This window comes from Acidithiobacillus acidisediminis, from assembly GCF_023277115.1.
GTDB classification, from domain to species: domain Bacteria; phylum Pseudomonadota; class Gammaproteobacteria; order Acidithiobacillales; family Acidithiobacillaceae; genus Igneacidithiobacillus; species Igneacidithiobacillus acidisediminis.
The window spans coordinates 2,061,120-2,085,278 of record NZ_JALQCS010000001.1 but is presented as its reverse complement, the minus strand read 5'-3'; the positions used below and the strand labels follow the sequence as shown (position 1 = coordinate 2,085,278).

General features: G+C 55.7%; 25 protein-coding genes, 1 tRNA gene and 1 pseudogene. 9 read left to right on the top strand and 18 right to left on the bottom strand.

What is annotated here, in order from left to right; genetic code table 11:
* Window positions 1–16: 16 nt before the first annotated feature.
* The 11 genes from istB to M5D89_RS10415 all read right to left on the bottom strand — a co-directional run bounded on the left by istB (window position 17) and on the right by M5D89_RS10415 (window position 13,564).
* A complete protein-coding gene (gene istB / locus M5D89_RS10465) occupies window positions 17–748 on the bottom strand; it encodes an IS21-like element helper ATPase IstB (protein ID WP_283102980.1) in 732 nt (243 codons plus the stop codon).
* On the bottom strand, window positions 738–2,243 hold the full coding sequence (istA, locus tag M5D89_RS10460) for an IS21 family transposase (RefSeq protein ID WP_248885659.1): 1,506 nt from the start codon (window positions 2,241–2,243) through the stop codon (window positions 738–740). The genes istB and istA overlap by 11 nt, the downstream gene beginning before the upstream one ends.
* A gap of 421 nt (window positions 2,244–2,664) precedes the next feature.
* On the bottom strand, window positions 2,665–6,207 hold the full coding sequence (locus M5D89_RS10455) for a DUF2958 domain-containing protein (protein WP_248885778.1): 3,543 nt from the start codon (window positions 6,205–6,207) through the stop codon (window positions 2,665–2,667).
* 23 nt (window positions 6,208–6,230) lie between these two features.
* Window positions 6,231–8,459: an ArdC family protein gene (locus tag M5D89_RS10450; protein WP_248885777.1), complete on the bottom strand. Its 2,229-nt coding sequence runs from the start codon at window positions 8,457–8,459 to the stop codon at window positions 6,231–6,233.
* 76 nt (window positions 8,460–8,535) lie between these two features.
* Window positions 8,536–9,447 carry an antA/AntB antirepressor family protein gene (locus M5D89_RS10445; RefSeq protein WP_248885776.1) on the bottom strand — a complete coding sequence of 304 codons (912 nt, stop codon included), beginning with the start codon at window positions 9,445–9,447 and terminating at the stop codon, window positions 8,536–8,538.
* 23 nt (window positions 9,448–9,470) lie between these two features.
* The gene (locus tag M5D89_RS10440; RefSeq protein WP_248885775.1) at window positions 9,471–10,364 is read right to left on the bottom strand and encodes a DNA adenine methylase; all 894 of its coding nucleotides are present in this window, start codon (window positions 10,362–10,364) and stop codon (window positions 9,471–9,473) included.
* A complete protein-coding gene (locus M5D89_RS10435) occupies window positions 10,361–11,416 on the bottom strand; it encodes a hypothetical protein (protein WP_248885774.1) in 1,056 nt (351 codons plus the stop codon). The genes M5D89_RS10440 and M5D89_RS10435 overlap by 4 nt, the downstream gene beginning before the upstream one ends.
* A complete protein-coding gene (locus tag M5D89_RS10430; protein ID WP_248885773.1) occupies window positions 11,413–11,580 on the bottom strand; it encodes a hypothetical protein in 168 nt (55 codons plus the stop codon). Before M5D89_RS10430 ends, M5D89_RS10435 begins: the two co-directional genes overlap by 4 nt.
* The gene (locus M5D89_RS10425; protein ID WP_248885772.1) at window positions 11,581–11,790 is read right to left on the bottom strand and encodes a hypothetical protein; all 210 of its coding nucleotides are present in this window, start codon (window positions 11,788–11,790) and stop codon (window positions 11,581–11,583) included. It abuts the gene before it with no gap.
* A complete protein-coding gene (locus tag M5D89_RS10420) occupies window positions 11,790–12,566 on the bottom strand; it encodes an ATP-binding protein (RefSeq protein WP_248885771.1) in 777 nt (258 codons plus the stop codon). The genes M5D89_RS10425 and M5D89_RS10420 overlap by 1 nt, the downstream gene beginning before the upstream one ends.
* 2 nt (window positions 12,567–12,568) lie before the next feature.
* Window positions 12,569–13,564 carry a YdaU family protein gene (locus tag M5D89_RS10415; RefSeq protein ID WP_248885770.1) on the bottom strand — a complete coding sequence of 332 codons (996 nt, stop codon included), beginning with the start codon at window positions 13,562–13,564 and terminating at the stop codon, window positions 12,569–12,571.
* Between the two features lie 140 nt (window positions 13,565–13,704).
* On the opposite strand from M5D89_RS10415, the gene M5D89_RS10410 reads away from it, so the two are divergent.
* Window positions 13,705–14,415 (top strand): hypothetical protein, encoded by a 711-nt coding sequence (locus tag M5D89_RS10410; protein WP_248885769.1) that lies wholly within the window; start codon window positions 13,705–13,707, stop codon window positions 14,413–14,415.
* On the opposite strand, the gene M5D89_RS10405 is transcribed toward M5D89_RS10410, so the two are convergent.
* Complete coding sequence (locus M5D89_RS10405) at window positions 14,406–15,056, bottom strand: hypothetical protein (RefSeq protein ID WP_248885768.1); 651 nt, start codon at window positions 15,054–15,056, stop codon at window positions 14,406–14,408. The two genes, M5D89_RS10410 and M5D89_RS10405, sit on opposite strands and share 10 nt — an antisense overlap.
* An 82-nt stretch (window positions 15,057–15,138) precedes the next feature.
* Here M5D89_RS10405 and M5D89_RS10400 point away from each other — a divergent pair, with 82 nt between their 5' ends.
* Entirely contained in the window at window positions 15,139–15,510 is a 372-nt protein-coding gene (locus M5D89_RS10400; protein ID WP_248885767.1) for a hypothetical protein, read from the top strand.
* Between the two features lie 337 nt (window positions 15,511–15,847).
* Here the strand turns inward: M5D89_RS10400 and M5D89_RS10395 are convergent, their stop codons facing one another.
* Together M5D89_RS10395 and M5D89_RS14340 are read right to left on the bottom strand one after the other, a co-directional pair.
* A complete protein-coding gene (locus M5D89_RS10395; protein ID WP_248885766.1) occupies window positions 15,848–16,135 on the bottom strand; it encodes a CII family transcriptional regulator in 288 nt (95 codons plus the stop codon).
* A gap of 241 nt (window positions 16,136–16,376) precedes the next feature.
* Window positions 16,377–16,610, bottom strand: a complete 234-nt coding sequence (locus M5D89_RS14340) for a transcriptional regulator (protein WP_346347716.1) — start codon at window positions 16,608–16,610, stop codon at window positions 16,377–16,379.
* Between the two features lie 100 nt (window positions 16,611–16,710).
* Here M5D89_RS14340 and M5D89_RS10390 point away from each other — a divergent pair, with 100 nt between their 5' ends.
* The 7 genes and pseudogenes from M5D89_RS10390 (at window position 16,711) to M5D89_RS10365 (ending at window position 20,542) form a co-directional block, all read left to right on the top strand.
* Entirely contained in the window at window positions 16,711–17,403 is a 693-nt protein-coding gene (locus M5D89_RS10390) for a LexA family protein (protein ID WP_248885765.1), read from the top strand.
* A gap of 100 nt (window positions 17,404–17,503) precedes the next feature.
* Window positions 17,504–17,683, top strand: coding sequence for a hypothetical protein (locus M5D89_RS10385; protein ID WP_248885764.1), 180 nt, complete (start codon window positions 17,504–17,506; stop codon window positions 17,681–17,683).
* Between the two features lie 205 nt (window positions 17,684–17,888).
* Window positions 17,889–18,779 (top strand): phage recombination protein Bet, encoded by an 891-nt coding sequence (gene bet, locus M5D89_RS10380; protein ID WP_248885763.1) that lies wholly within the window; start codon window positions 17,889–17,891, stop codon window positions 18,777–18,779.
* Window positions 18,779–18,991, top strand: coding sequence for a DUF1289 domain-containing protein (locus tag M5D89_RS10375; protein WP_248885762.1), 213 nt, complete (start codon window positions 18,779–18,781; stop codon window positions 18,989–18,991). The genes bet and M5D89_RS10375 overlap by 1 nt, the downstream gene beginning before the upstream one ends.
* Before the next feature lie 49 nt (window positions 18,992–19,040).
* Window positions 19,041–19,292, top strand: a complete 252-nt coding sequence (locus M5D89_RS10370) for a hypothetical protein (RefSeq protein WP_248885761.1) — start codon at window positions 19,041–19,043, stop codon at window positions 19,290–19,292.
* Window positions 19,293–19,295: 3 nt separating this feature from the next.
* Window positions 19,296–19,439, top strand: a pseudogene (locus M5D89_RS14530) (helix-turn-helix domain-containing protein); the annotation flags it as partial.
* Window positions 19,440–19,492: 53 nt separating this feature from the next.
* Window positions 19,493–20,542: a tyrosine-type recombinase/integrase gene (locus M5D89_RS10365; RefSeq protein WP_248885760.1), complete on the top strand. Its 1,050-nt coding sequence runs from the start codon at window positions 19,493–19,495 to the stop codon at window positions 20,540–20,542.
* 2 nt (window positions 20,543–20,544) lie between these two features.
* Here the strand turns inward: M5D89_RS10365 and M5D89_RS10360 are convergent.
* The 4 genes from M5D89_RS10360 to M5D89_RS10345 form a co-directional block, all read right to left on the bottom strand.
* Window positions 20,545–20,620 (bottom strand) — tRNA-Thr (locus M5D89_RS10360).
* A 291-nt stretch (window positions 20,621–20,911) separates the two neighbouring features.
* Window positions 20,912–21,280 (bottom strand): cytochrome o ubiquinol oxidase subunit IV, encoded by a 369-nt coding sequence (locus M5D89_RS10355; RefSeq protein ID WP_248885759.1) that lies wholly within the window; start codon window positions 21,278–21,280, stop codon window positions 20,912–20,914.
* Window positions 21,277–21,912, bottom strand: a complete 636-nt coding sequence (locus M5D89_RS10350; RefSeq protein WP_248885758.1) for a cytochrome c oxidase subunit 3 — start codon at window positions 21,910–21,912, stop codon at window positions 21,277–21,279. Before M5D89_RS10350 ends, M5D89_RS10355 begins: the two co-directional genes overlap by 4 nt.
* A 71-nt stretch (window positions 21,913–21,983) precedes the next feature.
* Window positions 21,984–24,143 carry a cbb3-type cytochrome c oxidase subunit I gene (locus M5D89_RS10345; RefSeq protein WP_248885757.1) on the bottom strand — a complete coding sequence of 720 codons (2,160 nt, stop codon included), beginning with the start codon at window positions 24,141–24,143 and terminating at the stop codon, window positions 21,984–21,986.
* Window positions 24,144–24,159: the final 16 nt, after the last annotated feature.

Here is a 24,159-nt window from a genome sequence, read left to right as displayed (position 1 = left end):
CCAATTTTGAACAGTTTCAGAGGGGGAGAGAGCGGCGCTGTTTGTAGCGGTAGGAGTCGTTCCCTGTCTCGATGATGTCGCAGTGGTGGGTGAGGCGATCGAGCATGGCGGTGGTCATCTTGGCGTCGCCGAAGACCTGGACCCATTCCCCGAAGGAGAGGTTCGTGGTGACGATCAGCGCGGTGTGCTCGTAGAGCTTGCTGATCAGGTGAAAGAGCAAGGCGCCACCGGACTCGGAGAAGGGTAAGTAGCCCAGCTCATCGAGGACGACGAGGTTCATGTTCAGCAGGGTTTTGACCAGGCGGCCACTCTGGCCACGGGTCTTTTCCTGCTCCAATTGATTGACCAGATCGACGACGTTGAACCAGCGCACACGATGGCCCTGGTAGATGGCAGCGTGTCCGAGAGCCAGTGCGAGATGGGTTTTCCCGGTCCCAGTACCACCGACGAAGATGATGTTGTGGGCGGCGCCCAGATTGTGGCCCTCGGCAAGTCGTTGTAGCGCCTTCTGGTCCACGGGACTCTCGGTAAAGTCGAAGTCTTCCAGGCCGCGCTGGGCGGGGAAACGTGCGGTACGCATCTGGTAGAGGAGGCTACGATTGCTGCGTTCCTGGCTTTCCGCGGCGAGGAGTTGCCCCAACCACGTCTCGGGATCCTGAGGTAGGCGCTGGTCCATCCAATCCTCCACCGCCAGGGCCATGCCATAGAGATGCAGAGCACGCAGGGATTGCAGCAGCTCAGTGGACATAGGCATTCCCCCGCAGCAAGTCGTAGCGGGCACAGTCCGCACGGGGCTCATCCTGCAAACGCAGAGCCTCCGGCGTACACACCGGGGCCGGGGGCAGCGGATTCGCCAAACGATGCATAAGGTTCAGTACCACCGCGGCATTCACGGCACCCTGCTCCAGGGCCATGGCGCAGGCGGTTTCCAGATTGTCGATGCCGTATTCCCGTGCCATCAGGAGTACGGTGACGAACTCCCGATCCCCCAAGGGCTTGCTTTGCAGCCGTTGACGCACTGAGGTGATGGCGCGAGGCAGCTCCTGGAAGGGGCGCCCGTTGCGCAGGGCACCGGGCTTGCGCTCCAGGACATCCAGGTAGTGGATGACATCCGTGAAGACCTGGCCGCGCCCCATATGCCGCCGATGGCTGGCCACCGCCTGGCCTTCGTGCAGGACCAGGATACGGTCCACATAGCGGCGTACCTGCAGGTACTGGCCCGCGTATTGGGCCGGCACGCTGTACTGGTTCCGATCCACCGTCACCAGGCAGGTCTTGGACACCCGCGCCCGCACCTCGACGTATCCATCGAAGGTTGCCCGAAAGGCGCGCAGGGAGGACTGCTCCTCCTGGAAGACTTCCCAGATGCTGCGGTCCTTCTGCTCGGGGTGAGCCTCGCTCTGCGCGCGTTCCACGCACTGTTGCCAGAGCCAGGCATTGAGCTGGTCGATGTCATCGAAGCGCGGCGTGGGGGTGAAGAACCACTTGCGCAGCGTATCCACCTGGTTCTCGACCTGCCCCTTCTCCCAGCCGGCCGCCACCGTGCAGGCGGTGGGGTCGATGAGATAGTGGTTCATCATCGCCAGGAACCGGGGATTGAACTCCCGATCTTGTCCCTCAACGAGCTTGCGGTAGACCATGTCGACAATGGTCTTGGGGTTGTCGTAAATCCCCCGCTCGGGCACCCCGCCAAAGGCGGCAAAGGCCTCCTGGTGGGCGGCAAAGACCATTTCCTGGGTCTCCCTGGGATAGGCCCGAACGAAAGACATCCGGCTATGGGTGAGCCGAAATTGCGCCACCTTCACGGTGTGCGTCACGCCGCCCAAAACGACCGTCTCGGTGCTCCAGTCGAACTGATAGGCCTCGCCAGGGCGAAAGACTAGAGGGATATAGGCCTTCTGCACGCCCGGATGCTCAACGACCTTCCAGTGCTTCACCCAGCGCTGGACGCTATCGTAGGCCCCGGTATAGCCCTCCTTGCGCAGATCCTCAAAGAGTCGGCGCGCCGTCCGACGCTGCTTGCGGGGCAGATGCGATTCGGTCTCCACCCACTTCTGCAGAATGGCCTCATGAGGCCCGAGTTGGGGCTTCGCCGAGGACCGGCGGGTGTACTTGGGGACATCTCCATCGTGGTGCAGGTACTTGTAGACCGTGTTCCGCGACAAGCGAAACTGCCGGGCTATCTCGCTGATGGACTTCTTCTTAACGTGGTACAGCAGGCGAATCTTGGCAATCGTTTCCATGCAAAGCACTCCAGGTACCTCCCGGGCCAAATCCCGAGAGGGTAGCAGGTGTTCAGTTTTCGACGCTGATTCCTACCTGCACCTGTTCACTTTTGCACGCTGATTAACAGTCTTCATCAAACGCGTAACGCCGACGAGCCATAGTAGGTATCCCCAACCTGGTGATCTGTGGATCAGCATACACCTTCACTCCAAAGCTGAAAACATAGGATGATACTTTTTTGTCAGGGATGATACTTTTTTGTTCAGGATGAAACTATTTTGTCCGGGATGATACTTTTTTGTCCGTTAACAGATGACCCGATCCACAGATTGCAAACGGATTGCTTTTTGTTGCCACGCAGCTTGTCCCAAAACGCCATGATTCATTCCATCCTATCTTGCAAGTTTGCTTTCTGGGTATAGCGAAAAATCATGGCACTCAGATTCCCAGATTCAGTTCCTGGTTGGCAGACCGCTGGTAGCCTTGCGCTTTCTGCGGGCTCTTTTCCTCGATTCTGAGCATGGTCTTTATCCAGTCTCCGGCGGGACCATCAATGCTATTCGCCGGGACACGAGAGGGATCCACGTTCAGTTTTTCCCAAGCGGACATTCCTTTTCTGCTCATGACATCGATGTTCAGGGCACCATTCCCCCCATTGGAGATCCGCACGCCGACACTCTTGCCATCCAGTTCCATGCGGGCACCCAGGTAGGGGATACTCGTATCGGTCGTATACACCTGCTGAAGTTCAGCGACCGCAGACTTTTCGCCGGCTTGCAACTTGGCCACTACGGTATCGTCCTTACCTTCTGCCAAAGAAACGACATATTTGGCACCGTCTCGACCGTGGACATCTACAGAAACCAGTTCCTTTTGCAGATCTTCCGATTTCTTTGGCAACTCCGGCGGAATCTTGGCCATCTCCATGGCCTTGGCGATATCACCAGAAGGCTCTAGCGCCTGTATGGCCTTGCAATAATTCTGGAATCGAGAATCTTTCAAGGATGAAGTAAATTCGGTTTCCGGATCCTTCAGTGACCGGTGCACCACAGCTCCCCGCTTGCGGCTTATCACGTGGGTGTAGCCTTCTGCCACCTTGTACTCAATCCATTTTTGGCCGTCCAATATTTCTGTACTGTTCGCGGAAACCTGAACGCTCATGCCATACAAGGCATCGAAAGCCCGACGCAAGTCCTTGCGTGGCTCCTCCTCAGCCCTGGCTTTTGCCAGATCGGATCGTTCCTTATGCAAAGCCTCCACGCGCTCGGGCCCGGCCCATGCTTCCAGTTGCTCCACACGCGCTTTCTGGGTTTTGCCCAAAGCAACGCCGGTCAGGCGGGTAAACGCCTCTTCGGTGGCAGGATTCTGGCTGTTATGCCCAATCCAGGGCAGCATCGTCTTGAGGTCCTTGTTTTCCACGGCCGTAAGCAATTTACCTACCATGGGGCTGTCTGGCCCGGCCTCAATGCCGTGCTTCCAGTAGGTGGCCAGAATCATTTCTTGTTGACTTTTGAAATCGTTGGCTTTCACCAAGTCAGCGCCGTACGCTTTCAGCCGCTCACGGAAGCGCTCACGGAAGTTTTCCCCAAACTCGCTGAGTTGTTCGCCGACGTGCGCAGCCTGCCGACGCGCCGCCTGCACTTCTGGAAAGTCCCCAATGTATTTCCCAGGGAAAGCATCGGAGAGTTTCATTTCTGGCTCGGCTGCACCGCGATTCGGTCCTTCAGCTATGATGCCAAAAACCTTTTCCGCATCTTTGGAGAAATCCCGCATCCATTCCGAGTAGCCGCGGAAATCCGCAGGAGCCAGCTTTTCTGCCCGCTCATCCATCCTTTCCATGAGCTTTTCTGCCCGCTCTGGCATCTGGTCGTAAAATGCCCAGTACTCTGCAAGCGCTTTTTGCTCTGGCGACAGGTGTTCCGGTGCATTCCGGTCAAAGCCATAGGCTTGCTCCAGGTCGATCAGGCGGAACGAGCCATTGAGGCCATAGACCGTGGCCTCTGTGCCCCTATCCTGACCAGTCTCCGCCCGCAGGTGATAGCGAATGTCCCCGCCGCTGGTATCCAGCGCGTCGATGACCCGACCAGAGTAGGGTTCGCCGTGCAACGGGTCTTTGTCGTGCGGTTCGAAGCGCACCAGATCGCCGACTCGTGGGCTGCGAATTCGGTTGATGCCACCTTCCATCTGGGCGGCGATGAGGCGGATGTTATCCCCTTCCAGGCCAGACGCTTGCGCGTATTCCTCGGGGTTGCCGCGCAATGCCGCTACCCATTGTGCAGCCTGCTCCGGATTTCGCATGACATGGTTGCGCAAGAATGCTTCTGCATTGGCAATCGGGTCGCCGCCCAGCCCGGTAGGAAGACCACCGGGGAATCCTTCCGATCCACCGCTGAACGGCAGTCCGTCGGCCCCCAATTCTCCCTGCCGAACGCGATTGCGGGTCTCCAGGTGCGCCACCAGATCGGCATCCAGCGCAGGGGCCGTGTCCTGCACCAGTTCCGGGTAATGCTCCTTCTTGACCTCCAGAAGCGTCGTGGGCGTGAAGTGGTAATCGAGTTCCGCGCCAAGACGGGTGATCTCCTCGATATTGATGTAGCCCATCTCGGGGAAACCCATGCCCAGATCTGCCAGACCGAAGGCTTGGGTCTGCCCAAAATCCTTGTTCTCCGGATCTCCGCGGTCCTTCTCAATGATGAACCATTGCTGGTCCCCAGGCCCGAAATAGCGCAGGCTGACAGGGCGCTCAGCATCCGGTTTGCCGTCCGTCTCATAGGTGGATGGCATAGACTGCACGATGGCAGAAAGCTCCCGCATCTTGTCAGAGTAGAACTGCCGTTCTTCACTACGCCGCAACAAATGCTCCGTCGCCTCTACCTGGCGATTGCCTATAAACGGGGCCAGGTTCATGGGCACGCTGGTCAGCAGTGGATCACGAGAGGCCTGCAGTTCATTCACCCTTGCGACCTCACCCCAGTGACTCTCCGAATAGTCGATTTTTACCCGTGCGCCATCCTGCGCAGCCTGTTTCAGGCTTTCTTCCTGTTCCGGGGTCATCGGGCGGGGGCCATGTACCAGAAAATGCCCACCATCTTCCGCGACCATCTCGACAGAGGATTCATTGTGCACGGCAAAGACAATGCCGGAGACGGTATTTGTGGTCCTGGAAGCACCAAAAACACCTTCGTCACGATACAGGATGATTTCGTCCATCAGATGCTCATGGATCATCTCAGGCCCAGTCTGGAGGATGGATCTGCCAGTTTCCAAATCCTGTATCCGGACGCCGTTATCTTCCGCCTGGAAAACTACCTGCCCATGCTTTTCCTCGATGGACTTGAGCCAGGTCATGTCCTCTTCAGAGATCTCCCGCCCCGTGCTCAAATAGACACGACCATCTGCGGTATCCAGGACGAATCCGGCCGCATTAACGAAGTCCAGAACACCGGAGATTTCTTTGCTCGGGATGACCCTGCGAGTCAAACCATCGCCGAGATCGCGAATGCGTTCCTGATAATAATCGGCATTCGTCATGATTACGATGGGCAAAGCCATCCGGTCTGATCCGGGATATTCGATCGGCAACCTTTCCTGCTCGTCCATCCGCATCAAAGAGGAAATGATCTGCGCTTTTGGAGCGTTCGGGACGATGATGCTGCTTTGCCCGTTGATGTTCACGTCGAGCGCGGATTCTGCAGCAAGGTCAGACGAAACAACGCCTTTTACCTGGCTTACAAGGTGGCCCTGGACATGATCAGCCGAAAAAATCTCTCCCGGGTGGATTCGCAATCCATCGTCCGCTGCGCGGGCCACTTTCATCAGCCATACTTCCTGATCGATGACGTTCCCCACAACGTAACCAGTTGTGTATGGCAGATCATCAAAGTCACGCAAGACCACAAAATCGCCAATGGCAATTGCCGATTTTTCTGGCTCCGGAGAATCGAAACCAAAATCCATGTCTTCCAAAGTAATGTCAGCCATCTTTTTCGCTCCAGCAGAATGAATCAGGCGATTTCCAAAGCTGCCGCTTTCTTTTGCGGAGCTTTCGATACCTCTAGCGACTGCATTTTTGCCATCTCTGCACGCAAGGTATCCCCAAGGCTTTTACCGGCTTCCGGTTGCGCAGACCGCAGAACCGGAGCCAGAGCCTCTGGCACCAAGCCCCCAACCTTTTCACCATTCGCCCAACGGATCTCACCATCCTTGCCAGAACCGACCTGGATGTCGTATCCGCGCTTCAAGCCCTGATCCAGATACTGGTAAGCATCGACCACTTTGCCATTGTGCAAACTGATCTCTTTGCCTTTTATGGAACCCAGCAATGCCTGCAAATCCTGTCGAGGCTTTTCTGCCTCTGGCGCCTTGATTTCGGCCGCTTGCTGCAAAACTTGCATCTCGACAAACCGCTCATCGATAACGGCATTCAGACCATTTCTGTTGTCTAGCTCGACAGTGAGTTTCCTGCCATACCGCTCGGCATCTTTGTCCTCGATGTGCAGGACTTTCCCAGACCCAGAAAACTCTGGGTCGGGCTTGCCGTTGACGATAGGGGTGAAAAAAATCCGGTCACCAACCTGCGGGACAGGCTTTTCTGTAGACAAGACCGGAGCAGACATCTCGATTTCGGGAGCGGGAACCACCTGCATCCGTCCGTTCCCATTCAGTCCTACCTCCACCATCCGGCCACGCATGGCGTCCATCTGTTCCATGAGTTCCGGTGAGTAGGCTTGGCCGGGACCGCCCACATAAACGTGTGTACCATCATCCCGCATCAGCTCTACCTGATTCTCGGCATAGACTTCCACCAGTTTTCCGCTTACGGGACGGCCCTGGTTCGATTTGCTGTCCAAAATCACCAGGTCATCCATGAGGGCGAACGGACGTGCAGGGCGTTCATGCACGGTCGCAAACGCGCGTCCGGGAGTCTCCGGGTCTTCCAGCGTTGTGGTCTTGCCGTCTTCGCTGACAGTAAGGGCGACCGTCCGGCCTTCGCGCATGGACTCACGAGCAAAGAGAACCAGGGGGTCTTCCATCTCACCGAGACGGAAACCCGTTTCCACCCATACGGGGCCATAGTTTTCCGTTTCGATACGGTAGGCACTTTGCGCAAAATCCAGCAACCGCCCTTTCACTTCGGATACCGGAATGCTGCGCGTAACCTCCATGCGCGTGCCGTCTGCGCTCAGGTCTTGCTCAACCTGCTCTTTCAAGTCCTTCCGATGCGTCAGAATGAGGCGAACGGTGTCTTTATCGGCTTCCTTTGTGCGCGCCTGTTCTGGCGCGGCAAGATCGATCTCAGGCGTGCGCTCCAGCAGGTAATCCGAAATACCCTGCGCGTCCTTGATGACCTGCATGAGGATCTGCTTGCGGTCCTTGTCGGGCAGGGCCTTGAGCCAACCGGCCAGATATGCCGCGCTTGTTTCCGTTTCGCGGCCTTCCTCTTTGCCCTGAGCGGCAGGGTCAAAACCAATACCCAAGGCTGCCGCCGTCATGGCCGCCGACATCTCCGCCCGCAGTTCTTCCAGGGCATACTTTTCAGAACCAAAAGGATTGCTGATCTCACGACTCAAGCGGCTTTCGTGGCCGGTAGCATGGGAAAGCTCGTGCAGGAAAACCGTATCGTGGCCCTTGGCCGTATGGAAGTCCTCTGCCATGGGAATTTGCACAAAATCCGCACCAGGGCGATAGAAAGCCTTGCTGCCGCCCCTGCGGACCTCAACACCCATGGCTTCTGCCAGGCCCTCGATACGCGGGTCCGGCTTGCCTTCCAGTTCATGATCCCGATCTGGACGCTCGATGGGAGGGATGCCATCGATCTGCGAGGCGTGGAAAACCGTGTAATACTTGACGCCAAAGCGCTTCTCAGTATCCGGGACTTCGGAAAGACCGGCGGCCCGCTTCTCCTCTTTTTCGGCTTCGGTCAGCTTACGCTCAAACTCGGACCACTTCTCGATGGAAATCCCATGCTCCCCCTTGCGGACCTGCCAACCCTGCGCTTCGGCCTGCTTGTAGGTGGCCCAACGGTTATCAGACGGGTCCGGGGAAAAGAGCAGGAGATTCTGGTAATTCACCCCGCGATAAGGCTTCCCGGTAACTGCATTTACTGGCGGCAGCACTTCTCCGGGTTCCCAAGGGCGCTGCCATTGCGCATTTCCGGACTCGATCTGTTCGATCAGCCGATCCGCAAGCTCCATCCGCAGATCCCGCCGCTTTTCCTTCGTCTGACTTTCCATGTGGCACCCCCAAAACGCTGTCTGGTTGGGTATAGACGGGGGCCGATGGTATAGCGGCGGCGAAAACGACCTCGCCTTAATGCAGTTCCAGGGAAAGCTGCGGCTTGCGTACTTCCCGCATCCGCAGGCGACCAAACTGCTCGAAGGACTCTTGTACCTCGACCATCTCCAGCAGCGTTTCCTTCCAGAACAGCTGGCGTACGGGGCGGCCGCCTTGCACCGTGGCGTTAGGCACGTCCTTTACAACGGCAAACGGCCAGCCTTTCTTGGTGGGTGTCCATGCCAAAGTTTCTTTGGCTGTGCGCGTCTGGAATCCAAGATCAGCCAGCAAGCGGTTTACGGCTGCGGGGTCTTCCTTGCCGTCCCGACGCAGGATACCGAATCGCCTGGCGATATCTGTTGGCCGCAGTTCGGCATAGCGATGTGGAGATTCGAGGGCGAGAGCCTGCGGGCCAAGCAATGGGCGAAGTTGGATCCCCATGGCTTCCATCTGCCCCACGGCACCCAAAAACGCCTGATTCTCGTCTACACCGGGACTAGCCTTGTTCAGGGCCAGGATCAGTTGGAAATCCGCCAGGACAACATCGTTCGGCAGCCCGCCAAAGAACCGCTCGCTGATGGACAGCGCCCGCGGTTTGGCGGACTCGTTATTCACCATCCGCCAATATTCCTTCTCACAGGCGATAAAGTATTGCCGAGCCTCTTTTCCTTTGGCTGTGCGTTCGACCATGGCAAGCTCCTTGGCCATGTCGAGGGAAAGATGATATTCGATGATGTGTTGAGCTCTGGCTTTTGAGCTTTCCGAATTTGGAACGCTCAAATCATGCTTAAAAACAAAGTCATGACCTTCTACAAAGCCGAATTTCTGGATTCTATCTTTGATCCAGGCTGCAAAGACCTTCCCAACGCCAAGAAAAGCGTGCAGGTCTCTGGCGTTGACTGTAGCTTCCCCTTGGGCATTGCGCTGGATTGGAATAAGTTCCAACATGATTTCCTCCTGGTAGTTGGTGCTCAGACACAAGCCAGCAACGGCAACGATTGCTGGCGCTTGTTGTTTCTCTGGTGATATTCAGAAAGGCGGGGATTCAACCATACGGACTCTGTCCGCTTGGCATCCTCATCGGGCACATCGCCACTGAAATTGCGCACGGTATTGCAGTGCCAGGCGAAGTCCCGACGCTCCCATCCACGGGATTCCAGGACATCGGCATACAGGGGGTTGGCGTAGCCCGACAAAGCCATATACCCAGGGCTTTGCAGCAGTTTCTCCAACAACGCCTGATGGTCTTCTGCGTCGTACTCGTGGGTGTATCCACCGCTCTTTCTGGTCTCCGGAAGATAGGGCGGATCACAATAGAAAACCGCATATTCGCTGTCGTACCGGTCGATGATGCCCAACGCATCTTCATTTTCGATGACCACATGACGCAGCCGGTCACGGATCGTCAAAAGGTCATCATCCACCTTGTTTTTCATGGACCTTGCACGGTTGTCCAGATACTTTGCCACTGCAAATCCTGCAGGCGTCCGGTCTTCCGGCCGCTGCACTTCGGCCATGAAAGTGGCCCTGGCGAGGAAGAAGGTACGGGCAGCCCGCTCGATGTCATCTGCCGCGGCATACTTCGGATCGGACCATTGCTGATACACTGCCCGCGCATAGGGCACGTTCTGCAGGAATTCGCGCAGTTCATTCCCGCGTCTTTGCAAGACCCGGAAGAAATGGACAACGTCCTCATTGCGGTCATTGATGACCTCGATGCCAATGGGCTTGCGGGCAAATAGCAGGCTGGCACCGCCGCAAAAGGGCTCAACATAGGTGTGCCGGCGATCCGGATGCGGAAGCATCGGGAGAATCTTGTCCGCGACTCTCCCTTTCCCGCCCAGGTAAGGGATTGGGCCCTTCACGACGCCAACCCCAACTGCAGATCGATTTGCACAGATGGCACAAAAGCCGCGGACTTTTTCGCCGGACGTCGCTGGCGGCGTTTTTCCGCCACATCATCTTTCTGCCCGAGCGTTGCATCTTCTCTCATCGGGGCCACCGGCTTACGCGCAGGCACCCGGCCATGGAGCAAATCTCCCGTATCGATCTGCAATCCCAGGTCCATGGTCTCCGCTGGGGATGCAAGCAAGAAAGGACGGATCTTTTCGACGGTCTTCTCATGCCGTTTCGGGTCAAGAAAGGAAGCCATGGCGAACAGCAGGGTTCTGGAGATGCTGCATCCTGATCCGGCACGGGTCATGAGCCGCTTGGCGATGTCCGCGATAGGGGAACCGCTGACATCTTGCAGTTGATCAACGATCTGTTGTGCACGACGCGCAAGCGTTGGCGGGGGAATATCTGCCACGTCGATATAGGCGATGGTACGCTCCACCCAGGTCGACAGGGAAACCGGCTCCGCCGTAGCCGCGGAGTAAAGATCATCGTCGTCCCCTTCCGGCTCAGGATCTTCATCGTAGAGGTGACCATTATTGCCCCATTCCGCGGCATACAATGGGTCAAGGTTGTCTTCAGACAGGTTGACAAAGACATCCTGGCACTCTGCTTCCGGCGATGCATGAATGGGCTTGGAGCAGGTTTCGTCGGGGTTCCCGTACATCTGCCGTGTCAGGTAGTCGGTACTCTCGTATCCAACCTGGGTCAGACGCTTCGAGAAAGACAGAAAATCGCGATGTTTCAAAAGGTAGGCGTGCGCAATGTTGCGGAAGAAAGCGAATAGCGTTTTCTTTCCCTCGCAATCGTAGCTGCGGGCGCAAAAGTCAAGCAGCGTGGTTGCACTGTCGGAAAGCATGTCGATGTCCGACAGTCCCGCCTTGCGGGCAATGTAGGAAACCACACCAAAGGCTTCTTCGTAGGCCCACTTGAATAGCCGGTTGAACTCAGCCTCTTCGCGCGGGGTTCGGTCCTGGCGGTACAAGGTGCAAAAGCGCACACCGTTATCGAAAATCTCACTCATTTCTGCACCCCGCGAGCCTTGCCTTTGGCTTTCCCCTTGGTGGTAGAAGGTGCTCCCTGAACAAGCGTGTCTGTTCTCCTGAATGTTTTTGGTGGCAGATATTCTTCCCTGTGCTCTGGCACGTATCTGGAAATAACAGCGGGTTCAATTACCGGGATGTCCATTTACTCAGTCTCCTGTGATGGCCAATGTTGCAGTTCTTTTTCCTTCATCAAGCGATGGGATTTACTCCACAAAGCAAAAGATTTTTGTCCATGCTCAGAAAGCAATTTTTCAAAAATTCTTTCTGAATCTAGGTTTTCCAAAACACCATTAGGTAGCCCCGCATCAAGAAATATCGGTTGGCTGTTATTCTGCGCTGCACATTCGCGCATCAAGACAGCCTCCGGTAGCTTCCCCAGTTGAACACCACGGCATGCCCGCCATTCTCACGAAGCCGGTCAAAGGCACGTTCACCGATGTACTGTTCCACCTCGCCAAGCGTCAGGTTGCTCATGACAATCATGGGCCTGAGCGCTTGGTATCTGGCGTTGACCAGATCGAACAGGGTGACTTTTTCCGCTTCGGTGTTGAGTTGGGAACCCATCTCGTCGATGATCGTGAGATCAGGAACGGCAAACTGCTGGATCACTTCCCGCTCGGTTTTTTCGGATCCCTTGCGGTAGGTTTCCCGCACCATACGGATGGCATCCATTGCCGTAGTGAACGTCGCAGTGAAGCCTTGCGCGATGATTGCATGGGCAATGCCAGCGGCCAGATGTGTTTTCCCTGTGCCTGGAGAACCGCAGAAAATCAGGCTTCTCCCTGCGGAAAGCGCATCTGCAAAGTTTGCTGCATAGTCCTGGGAAATCCGCAACGCCCGATGTTGACCGTCCGTTTCGGCGATGTAGTTTTCCAGCTTACGGTTTGCAAACCTTGGCGGAATGCCGGCGTTTTGCATCACCCTGGCCCGCATCGCCTCACGCCTTGCGGAATCCTGGTCTCGCACCTGTTGACGCCCGAATTCCTCAAAGCACACCGGGCAATCCGTCCAGATTTGTTGGCCGGCAAATACCGATTTCCGCGACTCAAATGGCCCATGTGTCGGGCAAGATGCTGATCGAACCTCAGCCAAAACGGTTTCTGGATTGACTTTCACTGGCTGGCCCATGGTTAAAAGCTCCCATCTGGATTGATTCCCTTGGTGTAATCCCGCTGTGCGAATCCCGAATGCGCAGACACACGTATTCCATTTCCGCTCACCCCAGAATTTTCCTGGGTTGCAGATTTCCCGTTTGTTCTCGCCAAAGAAGATTTTTCGTTTTCCATCCACTGCGCCCTGAACCCGGTCCACCCCTTGTTCGCCGCAAACAAAAGTGCCTCGTTTGGGTCTCCGCCGTACTTCAAAAGCTCGTTTGCGATGGACTTCCAGGCAAGATCCGTGAGCGGATTTTTCTTTGCCCGCCGATGCTCCAGGTACCCATGTGCAATTTCTGCCGACAGGTTGGGCACGTCCGAAATCATCTTGCCAACTGTCAGAGTCGACAAAGACGCAGATTTGCGTCGCGAAGGCGACGCCTTCTGTTCGCCCTTTTGGCTGTCGCCTATATGTGTATTTCTTGGTATTGGTTCTGGTATATGGTTATGGCTATGGTTATGGCTATGGATAGGGTTTTCTGTGGGTTTTGGCTCGGTTTCGGTTTCGGTTTCGTTTTCGCTAACCGAACTACCAACCATATCGGTATCCGAATCACAAACCGAACCCATAACCGAATTGTCAACCAATTCGGTATCCGAAACAGAAACCGAATCGGTTATGCTGTTTTGTTGCGAATCAATAGCTTGCGTCTTTTGAGGACGCCCACCACGCCTGCCAGACTCTTGGTTGATTAGCTTTCTGTTGTTCCCCTGTTCTATCTCACGGATTGCGCGCTCGTTGATCAGCCCCTCTGGAACCGAAATCCAGAACGTTTTTGACACGTAATCGATCGCTTTTTGTTCTGCTTTTGTGTTCGCGCGGAGCATCCGGTACAGAGCCTTCCCGGTGGGGAGCGGCCTCTCGGTGGCGTAGAAGAACTGCAGCATCATGTGAAATGCTCCGTGCTCAGCCAATGACAGGTGAGAGGTGTCGCGTTGATAATCACCGATATACAGTTTGAAGTAGTTCATTGGTTCCCTTCTTTCCCCTTCTTGTGGAATAGGTGCCAGCGCGACCGACCGAAGGGAGTGTCAGTCCGGGTGCCCCCGTTGCTGGCGTAGAAGTGGTGCTTTGTGATGCAATGGCAGTAACCAGACAGGAGACGGTTACCATGTCCAAACAAGCCATCCATCAGCGCAGCGGTAAATTGGTTTCTCCAGAAGAGTTTGTTGCTCTGGAAGGCCCTCAATATCGGGAGAAAGGTGTCCATCCAATCTGTCCAGTCTGTAAATGCCCGCTGGATCTGTATGGCGTGCATTCCATGCACGTGACATCCCGCTTTGATCACCCGGATGGGAGTACCTGTGAGCGTTCGTCCCATCCCGATCCACGATATGCATACCTTGGAAATGCAGAATTGGATCTGGATTCCGGCGTTCGGCTGCGGGCGGATATGTGCGAAATAGAAACGCTCAAGTCCGTGTATGCCGCTTGCCGGGCCTTGACGAGGAAACTCACGGGACCGGAATTTGTGGAAATGTGCCGCCAGGGAGACAAGCGAAATATCTGGGCTTACAAGGGGTTGACTACCGCATGGTTGCCTTACGTATTGGTGACGCTGATAGACTTGCCTGCATGCGATGCCAGAAATCAACCACTGCGATTTGTGCTGAACAAGCCCGCAAGGACGGATGTATCCGCAATTTGGTTGCGCCCACAGGACTGCTCTTTGGAAAAGCATTTTGCGGATACCGGGAATCCGGTTCGGAATGGGTCGATCCCAATTCCCAACGATCCCGCAGAGCGAGCCAAGACGGACACTGCTTGGATCAGCAAGAGTTTGTTCGAGATCATCTGGCAATGTTGTGCTGATCATGCCTGATCCCCGCTGCTAGTCGTCTCAGTAGCGGAAAATTCATAGCCTGGCATGGGCGGAAAGGCACCGTTTTTGTCTTTGCAGCAATTCAGGCCATAAATATTTATACAGCGCAGATCGTCCCGCCCCGGTGAATGGTAATCGATCGCAAGATCATCCTGGCCGTAGTAATCTGGTGGATCGTAAATTACGGCCACTTCGCGAAGCTTTTGGTCAAATCGGCGAATCATCTCAGCCAATGCCAGGCAGGCATCGTCGAAGGTGGCACGCATAGCAAAAGCATCCTCGTCGTTCTGGATGACGGCTGGTTCATAGTCGGCGCGAATCCTCATGGCGTATTGAAAGCGCTTAAACACCAGGTCCACGGTTGGCGCGTCTACGAATCGCTCACTGGAGACAACCAACGCTACCCATATGGGGTCAGATTCCGAATCTTCGGGGGGGCATTTCAGGACATGGCCATACCAGAACGCGGCGCTGCGAATACCACCATCCAGCAGGGCCAACAGTTCCCTGTCGTTTTCGTGAGACATGGGACCGTGGTCTGTAACCAGGACGCGCTCGCGAAACAGTAGACAGGGCACGGTATATGGATTCCGCGACAACTCGCGCCGAAGAAGGCGTACCGACCAATGCTGTTTTATCATCCTTTTCCTCCAGATTTTTTGCTCATACCGGAACCCCGTATAATGGGGAACGAGATGAATTTGGCACCAATGGAGCAAGACCATGGCAAATGGAGACACACCGTTGCTTCGGCCGTTGCCAAGCGAGGAAGATCAGCGCAAGGAAGATTTGCAAACCTATCATTGGATTCTGGACGCGCTTCAGCACAATCAGACGTGGGAGCGGTATGTATCCGCCCCAAAAGAATCCTGGATTTTTCGGTTGCTTAAATCGAAGCCAAAGATAAGAGAGGTTCCGTGGATTGCCATGAAAGTTTGTTGGGTTGCCAGTCGCCCCGGTGGACTGGCATCGCCAAATCCGCAGGTTTATGAGGTTGGCTTTGTTCGGTCGAATCCGGTTTCCTGCATTCGATATATGGTATCCAGCGGCCAGCAATCTTCGTTCAAAAGCCGATTGCGCAGGGGTAAACCTTGAGCCAAATCCCGGATAGTCATACCAGAACTGCAAAGCTGGGCGGAGCATCGCCATCATGTTTGCTGTGGATTCGTTCCGCTTACGCCAATCCCAAATGGCGCCATCGATGCTCAGGGGAATAGGTTTCTGGCGGTACGAGATCATATGGTCCGCCCCCTACGAGAGAATTCCGCGATCTTTCGCTGGATCCATTCGTCGGAATTGGCAGCGCCATCCCTTTCCGCGATTTGCCTGTTTTTGAGACGGGTTTCCCGTGCTCGCTCCAAGGCCCTGTCCGGAGCGGCGATCGGGTGCTTGCGTAGCACCTCCAGAGGATCCCTGATGGCGGACCTGCGCCTCACAGCACCACTCCTTCATCCATGGCCGCCCTCGCCAAAATGCGCAGGGCTTTCAGGTGCTCCGCCTTGATGGTGGTTTTCTCACCGTCTCCCAGGTACTCGGGCTGGATCTCCAGGTAGGAGAACAGTTCGCAGAGTTGGCCGAGCTTGAGACCGCCGTCCCCGGCGAGGAATCGGGATAGCGCCGATTCATGCACGCCTATTGCATCTGCACAGGGCCGTTGTCCCTTTTGGGCAATTGCCCGCAGGATCAGCGACTGCATGCGTTGAGAAGCGTTTGGTTCCATCAGGAAATCCTCGTGCAATTGCAATCAAGATTTGCCGTGAAGTTTCCATCGTTCTTGCAGAAGCTTTCCGGCATTCTGGGTATGTCGGTAGCCACAAGAAGAGAGCCACGCCATGCGCCAAAAGAAAGAAAAACGCCATATCCGCGAGCAGGCTCGGGAAACAGCGCAGTGTGGGACTGGCAACGCTGGGCGTTGCGGCAGTGGAGCAGAGAGGCAACCAAGCCCCAAAGCCGACGCGGAATCATGCCGACTCCCGGTGTGGCTCAGCCATCGTTGTTGGGAGGGGCCCGAAGATGTCTGGGCGGAGGTCCTGACGGGTTATTTCTCCGCCAGTCGCAATTTCAATCCGGATGGCTGTTTCGGGAGATACCCGTCTGTGTCCACTTTTCCACTGCGAGATCATGGAGTTAGAAACGCCAAGCGCTTCAGCTAAGGCGCGGTTGCCGTGGATGGACGTATAAGAGATCAGATTCATGATAGAAAGGTTAGCTAGAGCTAACCTACTTGTCAACAGCGCAAGCTAATCGATTTAGTGTTTAGCTCGTGCTAACTTATCAGCCATGGGTGATCAACAAATGCAAGACGATATTTATCGGCAAAGACAAGAGATGTTGTCTGAGTATATTGAGTTGGAAGCCCAGATAGGTGGAGCTAGGGGTGCTCTCCGCCGCGTGGCTGATGTATTAGACATTGATAGGTCATTGCTCTCTCAGATCAAGAGTGGGCATAGAAACTGTGGAGAGGAGCTCGCCCTCAAGATTGGGTTGAAACTCAGGAACCCGAACTGGTGGGTGCGAGATAAGGATAAAAAACCTGGGTTTGATAAAAATGTTAGTCCTGCTCCAAGTGCGATTCGTACGGTTCCGCTCATAAGCAAGGTTGCAGCAGGGCGCATGACGGAGGTCGCAGATCCATATGAAGCTGGAGCATCGGAAGAAGACATTCCAGTATATGGTGAAGTTTCAGATTACACTTTTGCCCTACGAATTGAAGGCAACTCAATGGAGCCAGAATTTATTGATGGTGATATAGTTATTATTGATCCGTCTGTCAGTCCATTGCCTGGCGATTTCGTTGTGGCGAAGAACAATGAAGAAGAGGCTACATTCAAAAAATACAGACCTCGCGGAAAGAATGATCAAGGGATTGATTATTTTGAGCTTATCCCACTAAATGAGGATTACGCCCCTTTGAGATCCGATCTTGAGCATTTGCGCGTGATAGGTACGATGGTGATGTGCATCAAGAAACGCAGGACGAGAAGGTAGGGCTATTCACGACCAGCTTTAGCTATTGACTTAATGGTTAGCGACAGCTAACCTTTCTCCCATCAACTCCGCCACCCCGGCGGCACGATGGGAGATTGCCATGCAACCATTGCCTCGGCCACGTGCTGGCCAACACAACAAGCCTGGACACGTGCGCGTCGACGTTGCCTATGCCGACGGATCCAGCCTTTCTTTCATTTTCCCGCGCTCCACGCGCATCCCTGACCTGAACGCGCAGATCGCAAGGGCAGGGCGGGTGCAGAAGGTCATTCTGCAGTGAACCCCGTTCTTCTCTCCGTTTCGACCGGAGGCCATGACCAGCGCAATCGTGCTGATCGGCTCTTGCGCAAAATCCTGCCCTATGCGCCGCAAGGAACCTGTATCCGTCAGGACGCAGGTTGCCTGCGGCTCGTTGTTCGCAGCCAGCAAACTTCTACCACAAAAGTTCGTCTTTGGGACGAAATGTAATATTTAGGGGAAATGCCATGTCTCAACTTGCCAGAGTAGAACCAAAAAGCTCCATTCCATCGCTGGATGTGTCAGAGAATGACCTCATCCATGTACTGGAAAACAGCGTGTATCCAGGGGCGGCGCGGGAATCCATCAAGGTGGCCATCGATTATTGCCGCGCCGGCCGGCTGGATCCTCTGCAAAAACCGGTGCATATCGTGCCCATGTGGGACGACAGGCTGAAGCGTATGCGGGATGTCATCATGCCTGGCATTGGCTTGTATCGTATCCAGGCCGCACGCTCTGGCGGCTATGCCGGCGTCAGTGAGCCGGAGTTCGGGCCGGACGTCGAGGAAAACCTTGGCGGGGTGAAAATCACCTATCCCGCCTGGTGCAAGGTTGCCGTAAAGCGTCGGCTGGCGACCGGTGAAATTGCCGAATTCTCTGCCAAGGAAATGTGGAAAGAGAATTATGCAACCAAGTCCAAGGATAGTCTTGCCCCCAACAAGATGTGGGGGCGCCGTCCGTATGCACAACTCGTGAAATGCGCCGAGTCGCAGGCCTTGCGCAAGGCTTTCCCGGAAATCAGCGCACAACCAGCGGCCACAGAGACTGTCACCGTTCCCATTGAAGTCGTTGATCCGGAAACTGGGGAGATTGTCACGATACACTCTGTGCGTGGCCCTGAGCAGGTTGCTGCCAAAGCTACCGTTGTGGAGCAGCAGATATTACCAGAATACCCAGCAGAGAGCTTCGCGGAAAACCTCCCGAAGTGGCGAGACCTGATTGAATCTGGTCGCAAAAACGCAGATGCGATCATTGCATCGGTTCAACGTCACGCGACGCTGAGTGCGGAGCAGATCGAGAAGATCAAGGCATTGGTCGATCAGGATTTTGAAGAGATTCCGGCGGAACAGGTTGCCTGATGTCTGTCGTTCATGCCCCAGATTCCCCTTGCCGTGGGTTTTGTACCACGGCGCTTGGGGACGAGATCTGCAAATCTTGCGGCAGAACCTGCGCGGAAGTGGATGGTTGGATTGGGTTCAGCCCAGAACAAAAACTTGCCTGTTGGGATCGCCTGAAAAGACAAGGGTGGATCGACGCGGATTGTAGGCCATTGCGCGGAAGAATTGAGTAGCTAACGAGACAATCTGCGCCACATCTGAAAGATTGTGGGAGAACTCATAATGTCGATTTATTCTGAAGAATACGAGGAGCTTTTGGCAAAACATATCGATTCCCTCGAAATGTTGCGTCAGTCAATCCGGGATCATAACGAACTGGTTCGCGCTCTCCAGGATGAAAAAGAAAGGCGTGATGAATTGTTTGGTTTGTTGCTGCAGGCTCGTGGCATGCTTGCGTCATACGTTATTCGCGATGTTCTCGATTCCGCTTTTCAGCCTCTTTATGTGCGCTTACATTCGGTCGATAGGGGATAATCGATGGTCAGGACACTAGATATCCACGAGGCTGCGGCTTTTCTGCACATGCACAAGGACACGGTGCAGCGGCGTGCCAAGGCGGGAGAGATCCCGGGCACCAAGCCTGGCCGCAGCTGGGTCTTCCTAGAAGAGGATCTTGTCGCTTATCTCAAAAGGCTCCAAACTCAACCCCGGCAGACGGGCAAAGGAGAAACCCTATGCTCTACAAACGTGGTAACACCTGGTGGATGGATTTCATCGCACCAGGCGGCCAGAGAGTTAGACGCTCTACTGGCACAACGGACAAAGCAGCCGCACAGGAGCTGCACGACCGTATCAAGGCAGAAGGCTGGCGCCAGTCACGGCTGAACGAGGCCCCGGAGCATACCTGGGACGAGGCAGCCCTGCGCTGGGTCAAGGAAAAGGAACACAAGGCAAGCCTCAAGGATGATCTGCAGCAGCTACAGTGGCTGCAGCCGTACCTGAGTGGCAAGCCTTTGAGCGCTGTCACCCGGGATCTTGTGCAGCAGATTCTGGATCGGAAAAAAGAGGAGACTTCGGCCAGCACCGCCAATCACTATTTGGCGCTGATCCGTGGCATCCTGCGTCGGGCCCACAAGTGGGGGTGGCTGAATACCCAGCCATCTTTCGAGCCCTATCCGGTGAAGAACCAAAGGCTGCGCTGGTTGACCAAAGAGGAAGCTGCACGGCTTCTGCGCGAGCTTCCCGAGCACCTGGCCGACATGGCCGAGTTCTCCCTGCTCACGGGATTGCGTCAGTCCAATGTCACTGGGCTGGAATGGTCGCAGGTGGATCTGCAGCGTCGTTGTGCCTGGATTCATCCAGACCAGGCGAAAGCGCGCAAGCCGATTCCGGTCAGCCTCAATGACCAGGCTATTCAGGTTCTGCGTCGGCAGATCGGCAAGCACCTCGTCAGGGTATTCACCTATGAGGGGAATCCGGTCACGCAGACCAACACCAAAGCTTGGCACAAGGCACTCAAGCGCGCCGGAATCGAGGACTTCACCTGGCACGGGCTGCGGCACACCTGGGCATCCTGGCACGTGCAGGCCGGCACGCCGCTGATGGTTCTGCAGCAGATGGGTGGTTGGGCGTCTTTGGACATGGTGCAGCGGTACGCGCACCTGTCTGCGGACCATGTGGCACAGTATGCCGATAATGTGTCAGTGCTGGGCACGGTTCATGGTACAAAAAAGACACAGACCAAGCTGAAATCTGTGTCACAATCACCGCAAGTTGTTGAATGAATTGGTGCCGGCAACAAGAATCGAACTCGTGACCTTCTGATTACAAATCAGCTGCTCTACCTGCTGAGCTATGCCGGCACTGCCGCCCGCATTATAGGGCTTCATGCAACATTCACCAAGATCACACCCAAGCTGGGGACTATTCCGGCGCAGTGGGGTGGGCGTTAGAGGGCTCTGTAAATTTTGGTGCTGATCCGCTTGCCTCTCTCGCCAAGAGTCGACGGAGAACGATCAACCCTCCTATCACGGCACTAACGAACAAGAGGAGCAGAGTGGCCAGGCCAATGGTGATCTCTGTGCTCATGCTGGCTTCCTCAGGTAGAAGCTGGGGTACGTGTCGCGACGCGCCCCAGACAATCTGGCTACGGATCAATGCATCCCCGGCATACCCGGAATCATGGGCATGGTGCGCATATAGAGTTGTGAGAACATCCACCAGGTCAGACCAATGGTGATGACAAACAGGGGAATGAACATCACCAGGGCCACCGTATTCCAGATATTGTGCTCCGAGATGTCGATATGAAGCAGGAAATAGACCTGGGCGATGATGGCAATGCCCGCGCAGCCAATGATGGCCAACAAGAGCCCGAACGGGGGCAAGATATGCCCATTGACCAAGATGGTGGCCGCCAGCATCAAGAGGGAGGCAACGACAAAGCCGGTGACGTAATTACCCGTGCTGGCCATCTGCACTTCCGGATGGTGAATGGGATCACTGTGATGTCCGTGACTCATGACATATACCCCCAGAGATAAACAAAGACGTAAATGAACACCCACATGACGGCCTGAAACTGCCAGAACATCCGCAGGCTCAAGAGGCGGCCCACCGTGTCATCCGTAAACCCTTGGCGCAGCACCTGGTAGAGCATGACCAACATCCAGATCAAGCCGATGAAGATGTGGGCAGAATGCACTTGGGTGAGGGCCCAGAAAGCGGAAATCCCACCACTGACTTCTGGGGTGACGCCCATGCTGATCATGCGCAGCACGTCGTGGAGGTCGAGCCCGAGGAAAACCACTCCAAGGACCATGGAGGCGATAATGCCGTTGATGACCCCGGCCTTGCTGCCTTTTTTTAGGGCCGTCATGGCCAACCCGTAGGCCAGGACACTCAAAAACAGGGCCATGGTCTGGATGAAGGTGTACCAAGGGGCAACAAAGTGGGCCGGTGTGGGCCCGGTGTAGTAGCTATGGCTATAACTCAGGACGCCATAGGCCGCAAACAGGGTGGCAAAGAGCATGCCGTCACTGAGGACGTACATCCAGAAGCCAAAGGTGCGGGTGGAGATGGGGTCGTGCCCCTCGTAGTCATCGGACCACAGGGTCACGGTGTTGGGATCTACCACCTGATCGTGAGCATGCATTGTCAGAAACTCCTTTTTCTCATCCGATTGGGGGACGCGTTGGGAAACTCCCTTACCCGTCCCCGGCGTTGCTAGGGGTGTCGGGATTCCGTGGGTGGTGTCCCGGACGATGCCCTGCTGTCGTTACCCAGGGGGCTGTACGCCGTGACGGTGCCACCGGTGAAGCCGCCCCCATGGGGGACGTCATGGTGTGCCCGATCATCCAGCATATTGGCCTTGGATTCCCGATCCATCTCGGCCATTTTCTCGGCCGGGATGATGTAGCCGGGGTCCCCCCGATTGGAACGGTAGATCATCAGGATCACCGCCAAGATCAGGGCGGCCAGGGTCAACCACCAGACCCGCCAGGTCAGACCAAAACCCACCACAAAGGTCAGGCCGCCAATATACAGCGCGATGGGCGTGTTATTGGGCATATGGATGGCCTTGAAATGATCCGGACCCTTATCCATCACCCCATGCTCACGACGCCATGCCGCTTCGTCTAAGGCGTTGATGTGGGGCACCATAGCAAAGTTGTAAAAAGGCACGGGGGTATCCGTCAGCCACTCCAGGCTGCGGGAGGTGCCCCAGGCGTCGGCAGTGCGTACCCGGTTGATTTGGCGATCGCGAATACTCACGTACAGCATCCACAAAAACGCCAGTACGGAGAGCACATAGACGAAAATACCGATTTCCTGGACATCAAACCAGCCACTCCACTGGGGGTTGAAGGGCCAATCCAAGCGCCGCGTTTCGCCCATGAAGCCGAGCATGAACATCGGGAAAAAGACCAGGAAGGTGCCCCCCGAGAAGAGCCAGAACATGATCTTGCCCCAGGTCTCACTGAGCTTGAAGCCATAGATTTTGGGGAACCAGAAGATGATGGCACTGAAGACGGCATATACGATACAGAGCAACATCATGTGGAAGTGAGCGACCACAAAGACGCTGTTATGCACCATGTAATTGATGGCCGGAATGGACAGCATCATGCCTGTCAGGCCACCAATCAGCAGGAGGAACAAGGCCCCGATGGACCACAGCATGGCAGCGGAAAACGTCAGCCGACCGCGATACATGGTGAAGGTCCAGTTGAAGACTTTGACCCCGGTGGGGATGCCGACGAGCATGGTGGCAATACTGAACTCCGTGCTCACGTAGGGGCCCATGCCCATGGTAAAGAAGTGATGCAGCCAGACGATCCAGGACACCCCGGCGATGGCAAAGGAGGCCAGGACCATGGTGGCGTAGCCAAAGATGGGCTTTTCTGAAAAGGCCGGGATGACCTCGGAGAGCATGCCAAAGGCGGGCAGGATCACGAAGTAGACCTCGGGGTGTCCCCAGAGCCAGAACAGGTTGGTGTAGAGCATCAGGTTGCCGCCAAAGCCCGCCGTAAAGAAGTGCGTGCCCAAGTAGCGATCCGCACCGACCAAGGCCAGAGCGACCTGCAGGCAGGGGAAAGAGGTGAGGGCGATGATGTTGGCCGATACCGCCGTCCAGGTGAAAACGGGCAGCCGACCCCAGGTCATGCCTGGCGCGCGCATCTTGACCACCGTAGCCAGGAAATTGATGCTGCCCAAGGTCGTGCCCAAGGCCACCAATTCCAGAGTCCAGATCCAGTAGTCGACCCCGACTCCGGGGCTGTAGGCCATCTCGAAGATGGGGGCATAGCCAAACCAGCCGTTGTGGGAAAAGTCCCCTACAAACAGGGAGATCATGATCAAGAACACGGCTGCAGTGGTGATCCACAGACCCAAGGCATTGAGATAGGGATAGGCCATGTCTCGGGCGCCAATCTGCAGCGGAACGATGATGTTCATCAGACCGACTAGCAAGGGGGTGGCGGCCAGCAGGATCATGATCAGACCGTGGGCACTGTAGATCTGGCCAAAGTGGAAGGGGGTCAGATAGCCGTGAATGGCGCCCATCACCTTCAAGCCATTGTCGCCTGGTCCGACGGCCAGGGCCTGCTGGGTACGCATCATGAGCCCGTCAATGAAGCCACGGAAGAGCATGATCAGACCCAGAATGATGTACATGATGCCCAGTTTCTTGTGGTCAACCGTGGTAAACCACTCCTTCCAGAGGTATCCCCATTTGCCGTAGTAGGTCACACCGGCGACCAGGGCGATGCCAGCTAGCACGATTACCACGAACAGAGGGGCGAGGATGGGATTCGTATAGGGAATCTCGGAAAGGGCCAAGCGTCCCAGTAATGGACTCCAAGGTCCGGGTACGTTCACCAACATAGTGTTTTCTCCCGCG